20 protein-coding genes are annotated in these 16,253 nt (G+C 70.6%); 16 read left to right on the top strand and 4 right to left on the bottom strand.

Features of this window, described 5'->3' with window-relative positions; translation table 11 throughout:
• Nucleotides 1-8: 8 nt before the first annotated feature.
• The 10 genes from BU52_RS08670 to BU52_RS08630 all read left to right on the top strand — a co-directional run bounded on the left by BU52_RS08670 (nt 9) and on the right by BU52_RS08630 (nt 6,888).
• Nucleotides 9-356 (top strand): SCO3933 family regulatory protein, encoded by a 348-nt coding sequence (locus tag BU52_RS08670; protein ID WP_037930775.1) that lies wholly within the window; start codon nt 9-11, stop codon nt 354-356.
• Nucleotides 357-361: 5 nt separating this feature from the next.
• On the top strand, nt 362-1,726 hold the full coding sequence (locus BU52_RS08665) for an FtsK/SpoIIIE domain-containing protein (protein ID WP_037930772.1): 1,365 nt from the start codon (nt 362-364) through the stop codon (nt 1,724-1,726).
• Between the two features lie 85 nt (nt 1,727-1,811).
• Nucleotides 1,812-2,513 carry a DUF2637 domain-containing protein gene (locus BU52_RS08660; RefSeq protein WP_037930769.1) on the top strand — a complete coding sequence of 234 codons (702 nt, stop codon included), beginning with the start codon at nt 1,812-1,814 and terminating at the stop codon, nt 2,511-2,513.
• Between the two features lie 15 nt (nt 2,514-2,528).
• Nucleotides 2,529-2,708 (top strand): mobile element transfer protein, encoded by a 180-nt coding sequence (locus BU52_RS08655; RefSeq protein WP_037930767.1) that lies wholly within the window; start codon nt 2,529-2,531, stop codon nt 2,706-2,708.
• Nucleotides 2,709-2,723: 15 nt separating this feature from the next.
• Complete coding sequence (locus BU52_RS34660; RefSeq protein WP_107061112.1) at nt 2,724-2,879, top strand: hypothetical protein; 156 nt, start codon at nt 2,724-2,726, stop codon at nt 2,877-2,879.
• Nucleotides 2,880-2,899: 20 nt separating this feature from the next.
• Nucleotides 2,900-3,205 (top strand): hypothetical protein, encoded by a 306-nt coding sequence (locus BU52_RS08650; protein ID WP_037930765.1) that lies wholly within the window; start codon nt 2,900-2,902, stop codon nt 3,203-3,205.
• A 111-nt stretch (nt 3,206-3,316) separates the two neighbouring features.
• Nucleotides 3,317-4,663 (top strand): replication initiator, encoded by a 1,347-nt coding sequence (locus BU52_RS08645; protein WP_037930763.1) that lies wholly within the window; start codon nt 3,317-3,319, stop codon nt 4,661-4,663.
• Complete coding sequence (locus BU52_RS08640; RefSeq protein WP_037930761.1) at nt 4,656-4,895, top strand: helix-turn-helix transcriptional regulator; 240 nt, start codon at nt 4,656-4,658, stop codon at nt 4,893-4,895. The genes BU52_RS08645 and BU52_RS08640 overlap by 8 nt, the downstream gene beginning before the upstream one ends.
• Nucleotides 4,895-6,115: a tyrosine-type recombinase/integrase gene (locus BU52_RS08635; RefSeq protein WP_037930758.1), complete on the top strand. Its 1,221-nt coding sequence runs from the start codon at nt 4,895-4,897 to the stop codon at nt 6,113-6,115. Before BU52_RS08640 ends, BU52_RS08635 begins: the two co-directional genes overlap by 1 nt.
• A 599-nt stretch (nt 6,116-6,714) precedes the next feature.
• Nucleotides 6,715-6,888 carry a hypothetical protein gene (locus tag BU52_RS08630; RefSeq protein ID WP_157847831.1) on the top strand — a complete coding sequence of 58 codons (174 nt, stop codon included), beginning with the start codon at nt 6,715-6,717 and terminating at the stop codon, nt 6,886-6,888.
• Between the two features lie 87 nt (nt 6,889-6,975).
• Here BU52_RS08630 and BU52_RS08625 read toward each other — a convergent pair whose 3' ends face one another.
• Nucleotides 6,976-7,737 carry a phosphoglyceromutase gene (locus BU52_RS08625; RefSeq protein WP_037930752.1) on the bottom strand — a complete coding sequence of 254 codons (762 nt, stop codon included), beginning with the start codon at nt 7,735-7,737 and terminating at the stop codon, nt 6,976-6,978.
• Between the two features lie 177 nt (nt 7,738-7,914).
• Between BU52_RS08625 and BU52_RS08620 the strand changes: the two genes are divergently transcribed.
• Nucleotides 7,915-9,192, top strand: a complete 1,278-nt coding sequence (locus BU52_RS08620; RefSeq protein ID WP_037930749.1) for an MDR family MFS transporter — start codon at nt 7,915-7,917, stop codon at nt 9,190-9,192.
• A 62-nt stretch (nt 9,193-9,254) separates the two neighbouring features.
• On the opposite strand, the gene BU52_RS35590 is transcribed toward BU52_RS08620, so the two are convergent.
• Nucleotides 9,255-9,410, bottom strand: a complete 156-nt coding sequence (locus BU52_RS35590; RefSeq protein ID WP_167343507.1) for a hypothetical protein — start codon at nt 9,408-9,410, stop codon at nt 9,255-9,257.
• A gap of 204 nt (nt 9,411-9,614) precedes the next feature.
• Nucleotides 9,615-10,316: a phosphate signaling complex protein PhoU gene (phoU, locus tag BU52_RS08615; RefSeq protein ID WP_037930745.1), complete on the bottom strand. Its 702-nt coding sequence runs from the start codon at nt 10,314-10,316 to the stop codon at nt 9,615-9,617.
• A gap of 199 nt (nt 10,317-10,515) precedes the next feature.
• Here phoU and BU52_RS08610 point away from each other — a divergent pair, with 199 nt between their 5' ends.
• The gene (locus BU52_RS08610) at nt 10,516-11,808 is read left to right on the top strand and encodes a sensor histidine kinase (RefSeq protein WP_037930743.1); all 1,293 of its coding nucleotides are present in this window, start codon (nt 10,516-10,518) and stop codon (nt 11,806-11,808) included.
• Nucleotides 11,805-12,485 carry a response regulator transcription factor gene (locus BU52_RS08605; protein WP_004929857.1) on the top strand — a complete coding sequence of 227 codons (681 nt, stop codon included), beginning with the start codon at nt 11,805-11,807 and terminating at the stop codon, nt 12,483-12,485. The genes BU52_RS08610 and BU52_RS08605 overlap by 4 nt, the downstream gene beginning before the upstream one ends.
• Before the next feature lie 244 nt (nt 12,486-12,729).
• Here the strand turns inward: BU52_RS08605 and BU52_RS08600 are convergent, their stop codons facing one another.
• Nucleotides 12,730-13,419 carry a copper chaperone PCu(A)C gene (locus BU52_RS08600; protein WP_037930741.1) on the bottom strand — a complete coding sequence of 230 codons (690 nt, stop codon included), beginning with the start codon at nt 13,417-13,419 and terminating at the stop codon, nt 12,730-12,732.
• A gap of 650 nt (nt 13,420-14,069) precedes the next feature.
• On the opposite strand from BU52_RS08600, the gene BU52_RS08595 reads away from it, so the two are divergent.
• From BU52_RS08595 to ispF, 3 genes are all read left to right on the top strand, one after another.
• Complete coding sequence (locus BU52_RS08595; RefSeq protein ID WP_003953493.1) at nt 14,070-14,552, top strand: CarD family transcriptional regulator; 483 nt, start codon at nt 14,070-14,072, stop codon at nt 14,550-14,552.
• Nucleotides 14,553-14,930: 378 nt separating this feature from the next.
• On the top strand, nt 14,931-15,719 hold the full coding sequence (gene ispD, locus BU52_RS08590; RefSeq protein ID WP_037930737.1) for a 2-C-methyl-D-erythritol 4-phosphate cytidylyltransferase: 789 nt from the start codon (nt 14,931-14,933) through the stop codon (nt 15,717-15,719).
• Nucleotides 15,709-16,206, top strand: coding sequence for a 2-C-methyl-D-erythritol 2,4-cyclodiphosphate synthase (ispF, locus tag BU52_RS08585; protein ID WP_037930734.1), 498 nt, complete (start codon nt 15,709-15,711; stop codon nt 16,204-16,206). The genes ispD and ispF overlap by 11 nt, the downstream gene beginning before the upstream one ends.
• The last annotated feature ends 47 nt before the right edge of the window (nt 16,207-16,253 follow it).

The raw sequence follows: 16,253 nt of genomic DNA, 5'->3' as shown, positions 1-16,253 counted from the left end.
GTTCTGAAATGCGTGTCATCCCCGTGGACACTTCGGACGCGACGCTCCTCGTTACCAAGCTGCCCGAGGTCAAGGTGAGGGACCGGCAGACCGGAGAGGTCGCGGTGGACCCGGTGACCAATCAGCGGCTCATGACGCTGGAGCTGGTGTTCATCGCGGCCGGCGGCTCGGACATGGTCAAGGTCACCATCCCGGAACAGGGCATCGGTGACGGCCTGGTGATGGGCGCACCGGTCTTCCTGTCGGGTCTGGTGGCCCGGCCCTGGGAGAGCGAGTTCGGCGGGCGGGCCCGGCACGGCATCGCCTACCGGGCCGACGCTGTCATGGTCAGCGCGGCTGCACCGGCTCAGGGCTGACGGCCATGGCTGACATCGTCCGTGTGTTGTTAGCGGTCCTGCTGGTCCTGGCCGCGCTGCTTGTGCTCCGCCGTCGGCTGCCGGTCCTGTTCTGGTGGCTTATCGGGTACCCGGCCGTCGCGCTGCGGGTGCTCACCTCATATCGGGCGACGATGGATGCGTGTGGTCTGACGGTTCCCGCCTCGGCCATCCGCCGGGCCACGGCCCGGGTGGTGGGGTGGCAGGCGGCTCCCGTACCTCCTCGTCACTCGCTGCCGTGGCCGACCGGATCCGGTCTCGTAATGCGGCTGCGTCTGGCGGCCGGGCAGGCGCCCGAGGACTTCACCGCCTCGGCCGACCGACTACGGCACGCCTGGGGCGCTCACGCCGTGCACGTCCGCTCCACCAAGCCGGGACGCCTCGAACTGCGCCTGGTCGGCTGGGACGTACTCGCCGAGGTTCGTCCCGCCCGGCGTCGGCAGACGAACGGCCCGCTTCGCCTGCCTCTCGCCCTACGGGAGGACGGGGCATGGCACGTCCGGGACTTCCGCACCGTGCCGCACGAACTCATTCTCGGTGCCACGCAGTCCGGCAAGTCCGTCTACCTGCGCAACCTGCTGTGTGGCCTGGCCCGGCAACCGGTCGTGCTCGTCGGCATCGACTGCAAATGGGGCGTGGAACTGGCGCCGTTCGCACCCCGGTTGTCCGCCCTCGCCGACCAGCCGGACCGGGCCAACGATCTCCTCGACGCCCTGCTGGAGGAGATGGAGGCACGGTTCCGCCTGATCGGGCTCTCGAGCGTGGCGGGCCCGGACGCCGTGCTCACCTCGGACGTGTGGGGGCTGCCGGACGATGTACGGCCGGTGCCGGTCGTGATCGTCGTCGACGAAGTGGCAGAACTCTTCCTTGCCGCGAACAAAGACGACGAGAAACGGCGGGACGCCATGGTCACCAAGCTCATCCGCCTCGCCCAGCTCGGCCGCGCGGCCGGCATCTACCTGGAGGTGTGCGGCCAGCGCTTCGGCTCCGAACTCGGCAAAGGCGCAACGATGCTCCGCGCTCAGCTGACCGGCCGGGTCTGCCACCGCGTCAACGACGAGTCCTCGGCGAACATGGCGCTGGCCGACGTCTCCCCAGAGGCGGCCCTGGCCGCGACCTCGATCCCGGCTGACCGGCCGGGTGTCGCCGTCGTCGGTGACTCCTCCGGCGGCTGGTCCCGCGTCCGCTCACCACACCTCACCCTCGACGACGCTGCGGCCGTCTGCCGTGACACCGCCGCCCTGGTACCGGAACTGCCCCGGCTTGACGCCTTCCGGCCCGTCGTCGCCACCGAGGCGACCAAGGCGTCCTCGCCCTCGGGTGCCCCGGCCGCTCGTCCGGTGACCGAGTAACGCGCTCCCCCTCCCACGGCCGGCGTGACCGCCTCACGCCATGTCCCTACCCCTCCCGTGCCCGAAACCGGAAGGAGTCTAGTCGATGCGTGCTCACCTGGCCCGCGTAGACGCCGTGATCGTTCAAGCCGTCATCGCCGGTGCCCTGTCCTTCTCCCACCTGCACGACCTCGCTGCAGCGGCCGGACAGGCGGGCTGGAAAGCGTGGGCCTACCCCGTGAGCGTCGATCTGCTCCTGGTGGCTGCATGGCGCCGGATGCGTCAGTCGCAGCGAGCAGGACAGGCGGCCGGTGGCCCGCGGCTGTGGTTCCTGATCGCCCTGGCCGCGTCCCTCGGCGCCAACGTCGCCACGGCCGGACTCCTCGACCTGGACGACGTACCGGCCTGGCTCCGCGTCACGGTCGCAGGTTGGCCCGCCGTCGCCTTCTTCGGCGGAACCCTCCTAGCCCACGCACCACACATTCAGGAAGAGCCGAGCAAGCCGGCCGCATCGACCACGGACGCGGAACCGGAGCCGCGCCCCGCCCCACCCGTCGCCGTGGAGGTGCCCGATCGGGACGCACTCCCGGCCCCGCTCACCGTCCCCGAACCTGTCGCCGCACCGGTTGCCGCTTCGACCCCGGCACCTGCTCAGGCCGTTGCCCTTCCGCCCGCCCTCGTCGACCGCGTCCGGGCACTGGCTGACGAACACCGCTCGACCACCGGCCACCCCGCCGATCCCGACACCGTACGCGCCCGGCTCGGCCTGCCTCCGTCCATGACCGCATCCGTCGCCGCACACCTCTGAGGGAGGAGCACCACCATGAACCCGCGCTTCCGCAACGTCCGCCGCATCGGCCCCGTCAACGTCGCCTCCTACATCGACCGCGGCCGAAACCGCCACCTGGCCGCCTGCACCGCGCCCCGCTGCGACTTCTCCGCCGAGTACGACAGCCGCGCCGCGGCCGAACTCGCCGCCCGCACCCACCGCTGCTCGGCCTGACAGGAGACCACCGCCATGGACGTTCCGCTCTGGCTCGCCCTGCTCGTCGTCGGAGTCCTCGGCGTCAAGCTCATCCGCCCGCCCTGGTGGCTCATCGCCGTCCTGCTTCTCGGCGGCTACCTCATCGCCGACAGTCTGCTGGCCCCCGTCATCGACACCGCCGTCAAGTAACCGCGAAGGGAGACCCGCTCATGTTCCAGCCGAAGATCCCGACCATGCCCCAGCCGACCGGCATGGTCACCCCGCCCACCGTCGTCGAGCCGACCGCCATCACTCCGGCTGTTATGACTCCGCAGCCGGCCCCCGTGCCCCCGGCGCCGTCCCGCCCGGCTGTCCAGTTGACCCCTGGTGCTGCACTCGCCCTCGTCGGCTGCGGTACCGCCGTGGTCCTGGTTGTCGGCGCCGTCCTGGTCTCCATGCTCCTCGCCGTCGCCATCACGGCCGCGTCCGTGGCCGTGTGCGCCGTCGTCCTCCGCTCCCTTCTCCACCGCCGCTGACCTCATCGCCTTCTGCCCGCCCGGCTTGCCCGCACTGTTTAGCCCCCTCGACAGTGCGGGCGGGGCTGATCGCTCCGACCCCCCGACTTCGCTGCCAGGAGGAAACCGCACATGCACTCCACGGCTCCGGCAGGAGCCATCCGTCATCTGGCGTCCCTCGCCCGGCACGGCGACCTCAGCGCCTACGCCCACCAGATCCAGCGCCTCGGCGGCTGCGAGCGGCCCGTACGGATGGAGGGCCACCGGCTCGACGTCCACGCCGCCACCGGTGAGATCGTCCGGGAAGTCGTCGACCGTGACCTTCCGGCCGGACAACTCCTCATCCGCTGCAACAACCGCCGCGCCACCCGGTGCGCCACCTGCGCCGAGGTGTACCGCAAAGACACCTTCCACCTCGTCACGGCCGGCCTGAGCGGAGGCAAGGGCATCGGGCCGTCGGTTGCCCAGCACCCGCGCGTCTTCGCCACCTTCACCGCCCCGTCCTTCGGCCCCGTCCACAACCGCCCCGGCGGCGGCCGGTGCCGCTGCGGACGCCTCCACCCGGACGACGACCCCGCCCTCGGCACGCCCCTGGACCCGGACCGCTACGACTACCGCGCGGCCGTCCTGTGGAACGCACACGCCGGGGCACTATGGGGCCGCTTCACCACCTACCTACGCCAGCAACTCGTCTCCCGCGCAGGCATCGGCCGCTCGGAACTGCGCCACTGCCTCAAGGTCTCCTACGCCAAGGTCGCCGAGTACCAGCGGCGCGGCGCCGTCCACTTCCATGCTGTCATCCGCCTCGACGGCCCGGACGGCGCCGAGGATGCCCCGCCGGCCTGGGCCACGACCGAACTGCTCACCGACGCGATCCGCTCGGCGGCCCGCCTCGCCGAGACACCCGGCCTCGTCCTCGACGGCCACGCGTACGCCTTCCGCTTCGGCGAACAGCTCGACATCCGCCCCATCCGCTCGACCGACTTCGCTGGCACCTCGGAGCTCTCCAGCCGCGCCGTGGCCACCTACATCGCCAAGTACGCCACCAAGGGCGCCGAGACCGCAGGCACCCTGGACCGCCCCATCCGCAACCCGATCACCGACCTGATCGGCTCCGGCGTCACCGACCATGCCCGGCGCATGATCCTCACCTGCTGGCACCTCGGCGCCCTGCCCGAACTCGAAGACCTGCGCCTGCGCAAGTGGGCCCACATGCTCGGCTTCCGCGGCCACTTCTCCACCAAGTCCCGCGCCTACTCCGTCACCCTCGGCGCCCTCCGCCAGGAACGCGCCGACCACAACGAAGCCCTCACCCGCGAACGTGCGGCTGAGGCCGGCCACCCACTGCCCGACCCGGACACCGTGCTCGTCCTCTCCCACTGGCGCTTCGCCGGAACCGGCCTGACCGCCGCAGAAGCCTGGCTTGCCGCTGCACGCAAGCCCGATACAGGAGCGGCAGGAGGGCCCGCCCATGGCTAGCCGACGCAGCACCGTCGTGGACGTGGCCTCCGAGCCGCGATCTCTGCCGTCGCGGTATCTGACTCCTGACGACCTCGTGGCCATGTTCGACCTGCCCAGTGTCGAGACGGTCTACCAGTGGCGCCGCAAGCGCACCGGTCCTCGTGGCTTCCGAGTCGGCCGGCATCTCCGCTACGACCCTGCGGACGTCCAGGCCTGGGTCGAGTCCCTGCGGGAAGGGGCTGCCGCCTGATGGCCGGACACATCCAGGATCGCTGGTACCGGACCGAGACCGGCCAGGACGGGAAGGTGCGCAAGGCCAAGACCGAGCGCTACGGGTCCGGGCTCCGCTACCGCGCTCGCTACGTCGGCCCGGACGGCACGGAGAAGTCCAAAAGCTTCCCCGACCGTCAGAAGCGGCTCGCTGATCAGTGGCTGGCGCACATCGAGGCGGACATGGCGCGCGGGCAGTACATCGACCCACGCGCTGCCCGGATCACCTTTCAGCAGTACGCCGAACGCTGGGTCACCACGCAGGGCGCCGACCCGAACACCCGAGCCTCGATGGAGTCGCAACTACGGCTGCACGCCTTCCCCTACCTCGGCTCGCGCCCGCTCGGTTCCTTCCAGCCGGCGCACATCCGCGACTGGGTGCGGCAGTTGCAGGAGAACGGCGTCCGCGGGTCGTATGCCCGGACGATCTACTCCAACGTGCGGGCGGCGCTCAGTGCGGCCGTGGACGATGGACACCTTCCTAGGAACCCTTGTGCCGCTCGGTCTGTCCGGCCGCCGACCGTCGACAACAAGCGTGTCGTGCCGTGGACGCCCGAGCGGGTCTTCGCCGTCCAGGCCGCCATGCCCGAGCGCTACCAAGCCATGGTCGACCTGGGCGGCGGCTGCGGGCTCCGCCAGGGCGAGATCCTGGGCGTGGCCGTCGACGCGATCGACTTCGACTCGGACACGCTCCACGTGGTCCAGCAACTGAAGCTGAGCCGCAGCAAGGCCGTGTTCGCGCCGCCGAAGGGCGGCAAGCTGCGGGACGTGCCCCTTCCCGGCCCCGTCGCCGATGCGCTCCGGGCGCACGTGAAGCGGTTCCCGCCGGTCGAGATCACCTTGCCGTGGAAGGTGGCCGACGGTCCTCCGGTGACCAAGCGGCTCATCTTCACCGGGCCGCGCGGTGGGCATGTCTGGCGTACGTCGCTCAACGAGGAGGCGTGGAAACCGGCGCTGGCTGCGGCCGGCGTCATCCCCGTGCCCGAGCGGGGCCGCCCATACGCCGAGTCCCGCGAGAACGGCATGCACGCCCTCCGCCACTTCTACGCCTCGGTGCTCCTGGACGCGGGCGAGAACATCAAGGCCCTCGCCGAGTACCTGGGCCACTCGGACCCGGGCCTGACGCTCCGCGTGTACGCGCACCTGATGCCATCCAGTCAGGAGCGCACCCGCAAGGCGATTGCGGCTGTCTTCGCTTGACCTAACGTACGGTTCCTGACCTCGTGATTTGTCGGGGGGTGGGGCGGTGAAATGGCCATCATGGATTTGACACTCCGCGTGTCAATTCACGGTTCGTGATTTGTCGGGGGGTGGGGCGGTGAAATGGCCATCATGGATTTGACACTCCGCGTGTCAATTCACGGTTCGTGATTTGTCGGGGGGTGGGGCGGTGAAATGGCCATCACGGATTTGACACTCCGCGTGTCAAACCTCGCCCCAGGCTGACGGGGAGGGGCAGGGGGCACGGCCAGGGGCTTGTCGCCAAGCTCGCCAGACGCTCAGACGGGTGCTTCCAACCCCCAGGGCTTCGGCACTTTAGTAATTCAGTGGTTTTTCGCAAGGTGTGAGGGGGAGGCTCGCGAGAGAAGCGCCCTCCGGTCGTCGATGGCGGCGAAACGCGGCATGAAGAGCGTCACGCCTGGTCTTTAGCTGCGGTTTTGCAGAGCTACCGTTAAGCCGATAAAGTCCTCTGCACCGCCGGGGTGATCAAGAGGGGCCGCCCATCGCATTGGACGGCCCCTCGCTCCGTTGGCGCATTCGCATCCACGACATTAGGAGTACTCATGGAACCTACGGAGATGGCTATCGTGCCACGTCGAGGTCTGCGTATCGACCTCATCCCCCGTGAGCTGCACATCGTCCTCATCTGTGCTGGCGGGGCGATGCTGGCCGTGCAGGCCAACGTCACATTGCCCGTCGCCGTCCTGATGGGCTTCCTGCTGTCGGTCCGCGTGAGGATCCGCCGCATCTGAACGATGGCGGCCCAGGCACGGCCCAGGCCCACAGAAGAACCCCCTCCTGAGGGGAAACCCACAGGTAGGGGGCTTCTTCGGTGCTGCTTACTTCTTCTTGCCCTGATTCTTGACCGCCTCGATCGCGGCCGCTGCCGCGTCCGGGTCGAGGTAGGTGCCGCCGGGGGTGACCGGCTTGAAGTCGGCGTCGAGCTCGTAGGACAGGGGGATGCCCGTGGGGATGTTCAGGCCCGCGATGTCGGCGTCCGAGATGCCGTCGAGGTGCTTGACCAGGGCGCGCAGGCTGTTGCCGTGGGCGGCGACGAGGACCGTGCGGCCGGTGAGGAGGTCCGGGACGATCGAGTCGAACCAGTACGGGAGCATGCGGACGACGACGTCCTTGAGGCACTCCGTCTGCGGGCGCAGCTCCGGCGGCAGGGTCGCGTAGCGCGGGTCGGTGAACTGGGAGTACTCGGCGTCGTTGGCGAGCGGGGGCGGCGGGGTGTCGTAGGAGCGGCGCCACAGCATGAACTGCTCCTCGCCGAACTCCGCGAGGGTCTGCGCCTTGTCCTTGCCCTGCAGGGCGCCGTAGTGACGCTCGTTCAGGCGCCAGCTGCGGTTCACCGGGATCCACAGGCGGTCGGCTGCCTCCAGCGCGAGCTGCGCGGTGCGGATCGCGCGCTTCTGGAGGGAGGTGTGGAGCACGTCGGGCAGCAGGCCGGCGTCCTTGAGCAGCTCGCCGCCGCGCGTCGCCTCCTTCTCGCCCTTCGGGGTGAGGTTGACGTCCACCCAGCCGGTGAACAGGTTCTTCTCGTTCCACTCGCTCTCGCCGTGGCGGAGGAGGATCAGCTTGTACGGTGCGTCGGCCATGGGCCCGAGCGTAATAGACGCCCCGCGAGGGCCGCGCGCCCTGCCCGCTTGGCGGACGCTTGACGGGATCTGTTAATTGAGTGGCCTCCCGCGCCCCTTCCTTCGTAAGTTGTGCTCGCTGCATCAGCCACTTACATCCACCACTTCCAGGGTCACTGGGTTCTACGGGGGGTCCCCATGTCGGTCGCCGGACTGAGACGTGCCGTGCGCGAGTCGGTCTCGGGGCTTCCCCCCGCGTTCTGGTGGCTGTGGATCAGCACCCTCGTCAACCGGCTGGGCGGCTTCGTCGCCACCTTCATGGCGCTCTACCTGACGCTCGACCGCGGATACTCCGCCTCCTACGCCGGTCTCGTCGCCGCGCTGCACGGGCTCGGCGGGGTGATCTCCTCGCTCGGGGCCGGTGTGATGACCGACCGGCTGGGGCGGCGGCCCACGCTGCTCGTCGCCCAGACCGCCACCGCGCTGTCCATCGCGGTGCTCGGCTTCATGCGGGACCCGGTCGCCATCGCGGCCGTCGCCTTCCTGGTCGGCATGGCCTCCAACGCCTCCCGGCCGGCCGTGCAGGCGATGATGGCGGACATCGTCCGGCCGGAGGACCGTATCCGGGCCTTCTCGCTCAACTACTGGGCCATCAACCTCGGTTTCGCCGTCTCCTCCGCGGGCGCCGGGTTCATCGCAGAGGTCAGCTATCTCGCCGGTTTCCTGATCGAGGCCGGCATGACGCTGGTGTGCGCGGTCGTCGTCTTCGTGAAGCTGCCCGAGTCCCGGCCGAGCGGCGAGGACTCCCCGGAGGCCTCCGCAGCGGGCGAGTCCGTCTCACTCCTGACCGTGCTGCGCGACGGGCGCTTCATGGGCGTCGTCGGGCTGTCCTTCCTCATCGCCGTGGTCTTCCAGCAGGGGTACCTGGGGCTGCCGGTCGCCATGGGGGAGGCGGGGTTCACGCCCGCGGACTTCGGCCTGGCCATCGCCGTCAACGGTGTGCTCATCGTCGTACTGCAGCTTCCCGTGACGCGGTTCATCGAGCACCGGGACCCGCGGCACCTGCTCGTCGCCTCGTCCCTGCTGGCCGGGTACGGCTTCGGGCTCACCGCCTTCGCCGGGTCCGTCGCCGTCTTCGCCCTCACCGTGTGCGTGTGGACGCTGGCCGAGATCGTCAACGCGCCGACCCAGACGGGGCTCGTCGTCCGGCTGTCCCCGGTGCACGGGCGCGGGCGCTACCAGGGCATGTACACCATGTCCTGGGCGGTCGCCGCCCTCGTGGCCCCGCTGATGTCCGGGTTCGTCATCGACCACTGGGGCGCCGAGTGGCTGTGGGGGATGTGCGCCGTCGTCGGCACGGTGGCCGGCCTCGGGTACGGGCTGCTGATGCGCCGGCTGCCGGACGAGACCGCGGAGACGGTCGCCGGGGAGGGTGCTCGGGCCGCCGAGGCGGTGCCCGAGGTCAAGGCCTGCTGAGCGGAGCAGATCCGGAGGCCCCGGCGGCCGTCACCGGCGCCGGGGCCTTCGCTCGTACGGAGTCAGCCGCACTGGCACGGGTTGCCCGACTGGCACCCGCAACCGCAGCCGGAGCCGCAGCCGCACGCGGCGATCAGCGTGAGGTTCCTGACCTCGGCGGGCTGCTCGGTCTCGCGCTCCTGCGTGGGGTCGGGCGTCGTGCCGGGAGATTCGGCCATGGGTCCCTCCTCGGGGCTGGGGCATGCGCACACCACTCCCCATTGGATGCCCGCACCCCTGGGCGCATCAACGGCGCATTGGGGCTCGTACGCGCCCGTGGCCGCCTCCGCGCACGCCCGCCGCCCGGTCTACGCGCACGCGCGCCAGGCCGGTCACGCGCACGCCCGCCGGCCGCCTCCGCGCACGCCCGCCGCGGACCGCGGTCAGGCGCCCTCCACCCCCGGCACCGTCTGGATCTCCGTCTGGAGCTCCGCCTGGATCTCGTCCGCGTGCTCGCCGGTGACCAGGTAGACCACCCGCTTGGCGACCGAGACCGCGTGGTCGGCGAAACGCTCGTAGTAGCGGCCGAGCAGCGTGACGTCGACGGCCGTCTCGATGCCGTGCTTCCAGCGGTCGTCCATCAGGTGCTGGAAGAGGGTGCGGTGGAGGAGGTCCATCGCGTCGTCGTCCTGCTCCAGCTGGAGCGCCAGGTCCACGTCCTTGGTGATGATCACCTCGGCCGCCTTCGCCATCAGGCGCTGCGCGAGCTGGCCCATCTCCAGGATGGTCGCGTGCAGATCGTGCGGGACCCCGCGCTCCGGGTAGCGCAGCCGCGCGAGCTTCGCCACGTGCTGGGCCAGGTCGCCGGAGCGCTCCAGGTCGGCCGACATCCGCAGTGAGGTGACGACTATGCGCAGGTCGGTCGCCACCGGCTGCTGGCGCGCCAGCAGGGCGATGGCCCGTGCCTCCAGCTCGTGCTGGAGCTCGTCGACCTTCTGGTCGGCCTCGATCACGCTCTCCGCCAGCTTCAGATCGGCGTCCAGGATGGCGGTCGTGGCGCGCCCGATCGCCGACCCGACCAGCCGGGCCATCTCCACCAGACCGTCGCCGATCGAATCCAGTTCCTCGTGGTACGCGTCCCGCATCAGGGTTCCTCTCGTGCGTCTGTCCGGGCTTCAGGAGCCGGGGCTCCTGCCCACGCTCCCACGGTCCGACTCCTACGCGTCCGGTTCCGTCACCCCAAATGAACCATCCCTGGCTCCAAGGTGAACTCTGAGCGACGAGTGTTCGAGCTCGCCCGCCGACGGCTGTGGGCACCGGCCGCGCCATGCCTAACCTGGGTGCATGGACGTGAACGCGGCGGTCGCCGCAGTGGCTGCGATCGCCGGAGTGCTCACCGGCGTCATCGCCATGCTGGCGTTCCGCTTCAGCGAGCGCGAACAGAGGCGCCCCACGCGTACCTCCCTGCACACGGACCTGGTGCTTCCGCCGGGTGTGGACACCGTGCTGTCCGTGCTGCGCTCGTCCGCCGTCGTCCTCGACGAGGCCGACGGAGTCGTCAAGGCCAGCTCCGCCGCGTACGCCCTCGGCCTGGTCCGCGGCGGCAAGCTCGCCGTGGAGCCCATGATGAAGATGGCCCGCGACACCCGGCGCGACGGCGAGATACGCCAGGTCGAGCTGGACCTGCCCCGCCGGGGGACCGGACGCGGCGAGGCCCTCGCGGTGTCCGCGCGGGTGGCGCCGCTCGGCTCCCGGCTCGTTCTGCTGCTCGTCGAGGACCTCACCGAGGCCCGCCGCATCGAAGCCGTACGACGCGACTTCGTCGCCAACGTCAGCCATGAGCTCAAGACCCCCGTCGGCGCGCTCTCGCTGCTCTCCGAGGCCGTGATGGACGCCTCCGACGATCCCGAGGCCGTCGAGCGCTTCGCCGGGCGCATGCAGATCGAGGCGACCCGGCTGACGAACCTGGTGCAGGAACTCATCGACCTCTCCCGGGTGCAGAACGACGACCCGCTGGAGGACGCCGAACCGATCCGCGTCGACGAACTGGTCGCCGAGGCCATCGACCGCTGCCGGCACCAGGCGGGTGCCAAGGAGATCACCATGGCCGCGGGAGGCACCGCCGACCTGCGGGTGTGGGGCAACCGGGGCCAGCTCGCCGCCGCGCTCGGCAATCTCGTCGAGAACGCGGTCAACTACTCGCCCGCCCGTACCCGCGTCGGCATCGCGGCCCGTACGGTGGTCCAGCCCGGCGGGGACCTGATCGAGATAGCCGTGACCGACCAGGGCATCGGCATCTCGGACAAGGACAAGGAGCGCATCTTCGAGCGCTTCTACCGCGTCGACCCCGCTCGCTCCCGTGCCACCGGCGGTACGGGGCTCGGCCTCGCGATCGTGAAGCACGTGGCCGCCTCGCACGGCGGGGAGGTCACGGTGTGGAGCGCGGAGGGCCAGGGCTCCACCTTCACCCTGCGGCTGCCGGAGGCCCGCGCGGCCCGCGAGCGCGCCCACCAGATGTCTCACCGGGACGACACCGAGGGCCTCGAGGACGAGGCCGGACGGACGTCCCACCCATCCCCCCACTCTTCCGATCCATCCGCGTACGAAACGCTTCCCTCCCCGGAGGTCCTTCCGTGACCCGTGTGCTCGTCGTCGAGGACGAGGAGTCCTTCTCCGACGCCCTGTCGTACATGCTCCGCAAGGAGGGCTTCGAGGTCGCCGTCGCGACCACCGGGCCCGACGGACTCGACGAGTTCGAGCGCAACGGCGCCGACCTCGTTCTGCTCGACCTGATGCTGCCCGGGCTGCCGGGCACCGAGGTGTGCCGCCAGCTGCGCGGCCGCTCCAACGTCCCCGTCATCATGGTGACCGCCAAGGACAGCGAGATCGACAAGGTGGTCGGCCTGGAGATAGGTGCCGACGACTACGTCACCAAGCCGTTCTCCTCGCGCGAGCTGGTCGCCCGGATCCGCGCGGTGCTGCGCCGGCGTGGTGAGCCCGAGGAGGTGACCCCCGCGGCGCTGGAGGCCGGTCCGGTGCGGATGGACGTCGACCGGCACGTGGTCACCGTGGGCGGCACGAAGGTCGACCTGCCGCTGAAGGAGTTCGACCTGCTGGAGATGCTGCTGCGCAACGCGGGGCGGGTGCTGACCCGGATGCAGCTCATCGACCGGGTGTGGGGCGCGGACTACGTGGGCGACACCAAGACGCTCGACGTCCACGTCAAGCGGTTGCGAGCCAAGATCGAGCCGGACCCGGGGGCGCCGCGGTATCTGGTGACGGTGCGCGGGCTCGGCTACAAGTTCGAGCCGTAAAGAGGCCTGGGGGTGAGTCGGCGGACGGAGTCCGGCGCAGCACTCCGAAGCCCGCGCAGCGGTGTGAGGGGTGCGTCGGGGGCGGTGTTCGAGCCGTAAAGAGGCCTGGGGGTGAGTCGGCGGACGGAGCCGTAGGCCGTCCCCCCCGCCGGGACGTCCGACGGCTGTCCCGGCTGTCCCGTGCGACGCCGAAGGGCGGAACCCCCGACCGGGGTTCCGCCCTTCGGCGTCGTAGGGCGGGCGGTCAGTCGCCGGCCGGCTGGCTCGCGGAGGCCGCGTCGGACGGGGCGCCGCTCTCCGGGGACTCGCCGGCGGGAGCGCCGGAGGTCTCCGCGTCGCCCGGGGTCTCGCCCGTGCCGCCCTCGGCCGGCTCGCCGGAGGACTCCGCCGACGGCTCCGTCGAGGCGCCCGGCGCCGCCGGGATCTCGCTCGGGCCCCAGCCCTCGAAGAAGTTCTCCGCCGGGTAGACGATCGCGCGCAGGTTCACGTCACCGGTCTCGCTGAAGGTGAAGGTGACCTGCTGGGCGTTGCCGTCCCGGACGGCCTCACGGCTGCTGGACAGGACGGCGGAGGCGTTGCCCTCGCCGCCCAGGATCAGTGAGCCGCCGGCCGGGACGGTGAGGCTGCCGCCCTTGGCGGGGGACAGCTCGGCGGTCTTGCCGGTGCCGGGGAGGGTGACCGACTCCAGCGTCTGGTCGGTGCTGCCCTCGTTGAACAGGGTGGCGGCGATGACGGCGGGGCCGGTCGACTCCAGGTCGGGCTGGGTGACGACGATGGCATTCTGGACCTTGATGTCGCCGACGGTCGTCGCCGCGTTGTCCGGCTGGATCTGCAGTGTCTGGGCGTTGTTGCCGGCCCCGCACGCCGAGAGCGAGGCGATCGAGAACGCGATGGCGGCGGCGGCGAGGGCGCCGCGTCGAAGGCTGCTGCTCACGGCGGCGGCATCTCCTTGACTCTAGCGTTTGGCGACCGGGTGAAGCCGCCCTAAGGGTCTGTCAGCGGCCTCAGGTTACCGAGCCGTCCCCACGCCGCCGCACCCGACCCTCCCCGAGACGTCCCGGGTTAGCCCGGGAAGGCGCGCGCGCGGCGGTGCGGTCACCCGATCACCGATGACGTAGGGACGCTCCGTACGGGCTCATGAGCCACAGCTGACCCATGAGTAAACGCCGTCACTTGCGCATCGTGGTGGCGCGCCATTCGCGTGAGCGCGCATTTCCGTGAAGGAATGATCGGGCGGCCGCGGAATTGATCACCGGCCGCCGATCCTCACACCGTGTGATCAATTTCGGATTCGGCCGGAACCCGGCTCAGCCCACCGAACGGAGTAGCGGAAGTCGAGCAAGCGGAACCCGACATATCGGGCGTTTCGAGCGCTCGTGCGGAGCTCCGGATGCGTGTAACGTGCGCGATTCGCTCACACCGGAGAGCCGCTCCGACCTGCGAATACCTGCTTCCGCCAGGCGTCCGAAGCACGTTCCTGTTGCTGTTGTCAAGCCCCGAGAATGGCCCTGACCTGCGAAAACGCCATTCAGAAGACGCCGTATCCGTGTTACCCTGGATAGCCACGGAAGGGGTACCTGTCACATGACGTTCAAGGTTGGCGACACCGTGGTCTATCCCCATCACGGGGCCGCGCTGATCGAGGCTATCGAAACTCGCCAGATCAAAGGCGTGGACAAGACCTACTTGGTGCTGAAGGTCGCCCAGGGTGACCTGACGGTACGTGTGCCAGCGGACAATGCGGAGTTCGTCGGCGTGCGTGATGTGGTCGGTCAGGACGGGCTGGACCGGGTCTTCGAGGTGCTGCGCGCACCGTACGCGGAGGAGCCCACGAACTGGTCCCGTCGCTACAAGGCAAATCTGGAGAAGCTCGCCTCGGGCGATGTCATCAAGGTCGCGGAAGTCGTGCGTGACCTGTGGCGCCGTGAGCGCGAGCGCGGACTCTCCGCCGGTGAGAAGCGCATGCTCGCCAAGGCGCGTCAGATCCTGGTCAGCGAGCTCGCCCTCGCTGAGAACACCAACGAGGACAAGGCCGAGGCCCTGCTCGACGAGGTTCTCGCCTCCTGAGGCCGGCCTCCTGAGTCGCGGCTTCGCCCGTCCGGCGCTCGGCGGAGCGCAGCAGCAGGCAGCAGGCCGAAGCAGCACTCAGCAGCAGCACTCAGGACATCGAAATGCCGCGGTGCCCGATGACGTCATGGACGTCGCCGGGCGCTGCGGCATGTTCGTACCCGGACACCGTCCGTACGCTGCACTTGCGCCATGGCGTGGGATGTGTCATCACTCACGTCCCCACCCCCGGCGTGCCGGGCTCCGGGCGGCCGGCCCGACCAGAGTCACGGAAGGGGCTGGTCAAGGCGTCACGCCCGGCACTTCCCCCGCTCCGGGAGCGGGGGTACGCCCAGGCCATACCCACGTAGGCCGAGCACACAAACCTGACAGGAACCGATGACTGACGATCCGCTCCCCCCGCCGTCGCCGACCCCCCACTCCGGCCGTCCTGCCGCCCGTACGACCGCCCGCACGGCGGCCGTCATCCCGGCCGCGGGCCGGGGTGTGCGCCTCGGTCCGGGCGCCCCGAAGGCGCTCCGGGCCCTGGGCGGCACGCCCATGCTGATCCACGCGATCCGAGCGATGGCCGACTCCCGCGCCGTGTCCCTCGTCGTCGTCGTGGCCCCGCCCGACGGCGCTGCCGAGGTGAAGGCGCTGCTCGACACGCACGCGCTGCCCGACCGCACCGACTTCCTCGTCGTCCCCGGCGGGGAGAGCCGCCAGGAGTCCGTGAGGGCCGGCCTGGACGCGCTGCCGCCCGGCTACGACATCGTCCTGGTGCACGACGCGGCCCGCCCGCTCGTCCCGGTGGACACCGTCGACGCCGTCATCGAGGCCGTACGCGACGGGGCGCCCGCCGTCGTCCCCGCGCTGCCGCTCGCCGACACCGTCAAGCAGGTCGAGCCCGCTCCCGAGCCCGGTGCGCCGGAACGCGTGGTCGCCACTCCCGACCGGTCCCTGCTGCGGGCGGTGCAGACACCGCAGGGCTTCGACCGGGCCACGCTGGTGCGCGCGCACGAGACGGTGACGGACAACGTCACCGACGACGCGAGCATGGTCGAACAGCTCGGCCTGCCCGTCGTCACCGTCCCCGGGCACGAGGAGGCCTTCAAGGTCACCCGCCCCCTCGACCTGGTCCTCGCCGAGGCGGTCCTGGCCCGCAGGAGGCTGAACGATGGCTTCTGAGCCGTACCCGCTGCCCCGGGTCGGCATCGGCACCGACATCCACGCCTTCGAGGACGGCCGCGACCTGTGGTGCGCAGGCCTGAAGTGGGAGGGCGAGGGCCCCGGCCTCGCCGGCCACTCCGACGCGGACGTCGTCGCCCACGCCGCCTGCAACGCCCTCTTCTCCGCCGCCGGTCTCGGCGACCTGGGACAGCACTTCGGCACGGGCCGCCCCGAGTGGTCCGGCGCGTCCGGCGTGACCCTGCTGACCGAGGCCGCGCGCATCGTCCGGGAGGCCGGCTTCCGCATCGGCAACGTCGCCGTGCAGGTCGTGGGCCCCCGCCCGAAGATCGGCAAGCGCCGGGACGAGGCCCAGGAGATCCTCACGGAGGCGGCGGGCGCCCCGGTCTCGGTCTCGGGCGCCACGACCGACGGGCTGGGCTTCCCGGGCAGGGGTGAGGGCCTCATGGCGGTGGCGACGGCGCTGGTCGTACGGGACGGCATGTGACATACGCCGTCGAAACCGCCGGAGGCGCACCCCACGGCCACGCGCCC

This window comes from Streptomyces toyocaensis (assembly GCF_000725125.1).
GTDB lineage: Bacteria > Actinomycetota > Actinomycetes > Streptomycetales > Streptomycetaceae > Streptomyces > Streptomyces toyocaensis.
The sequence above is the reverse complement of the archived record's forward strand: the minus strand, read 5'-3'. Positions and strand labels throughout refer to the sequence as shown.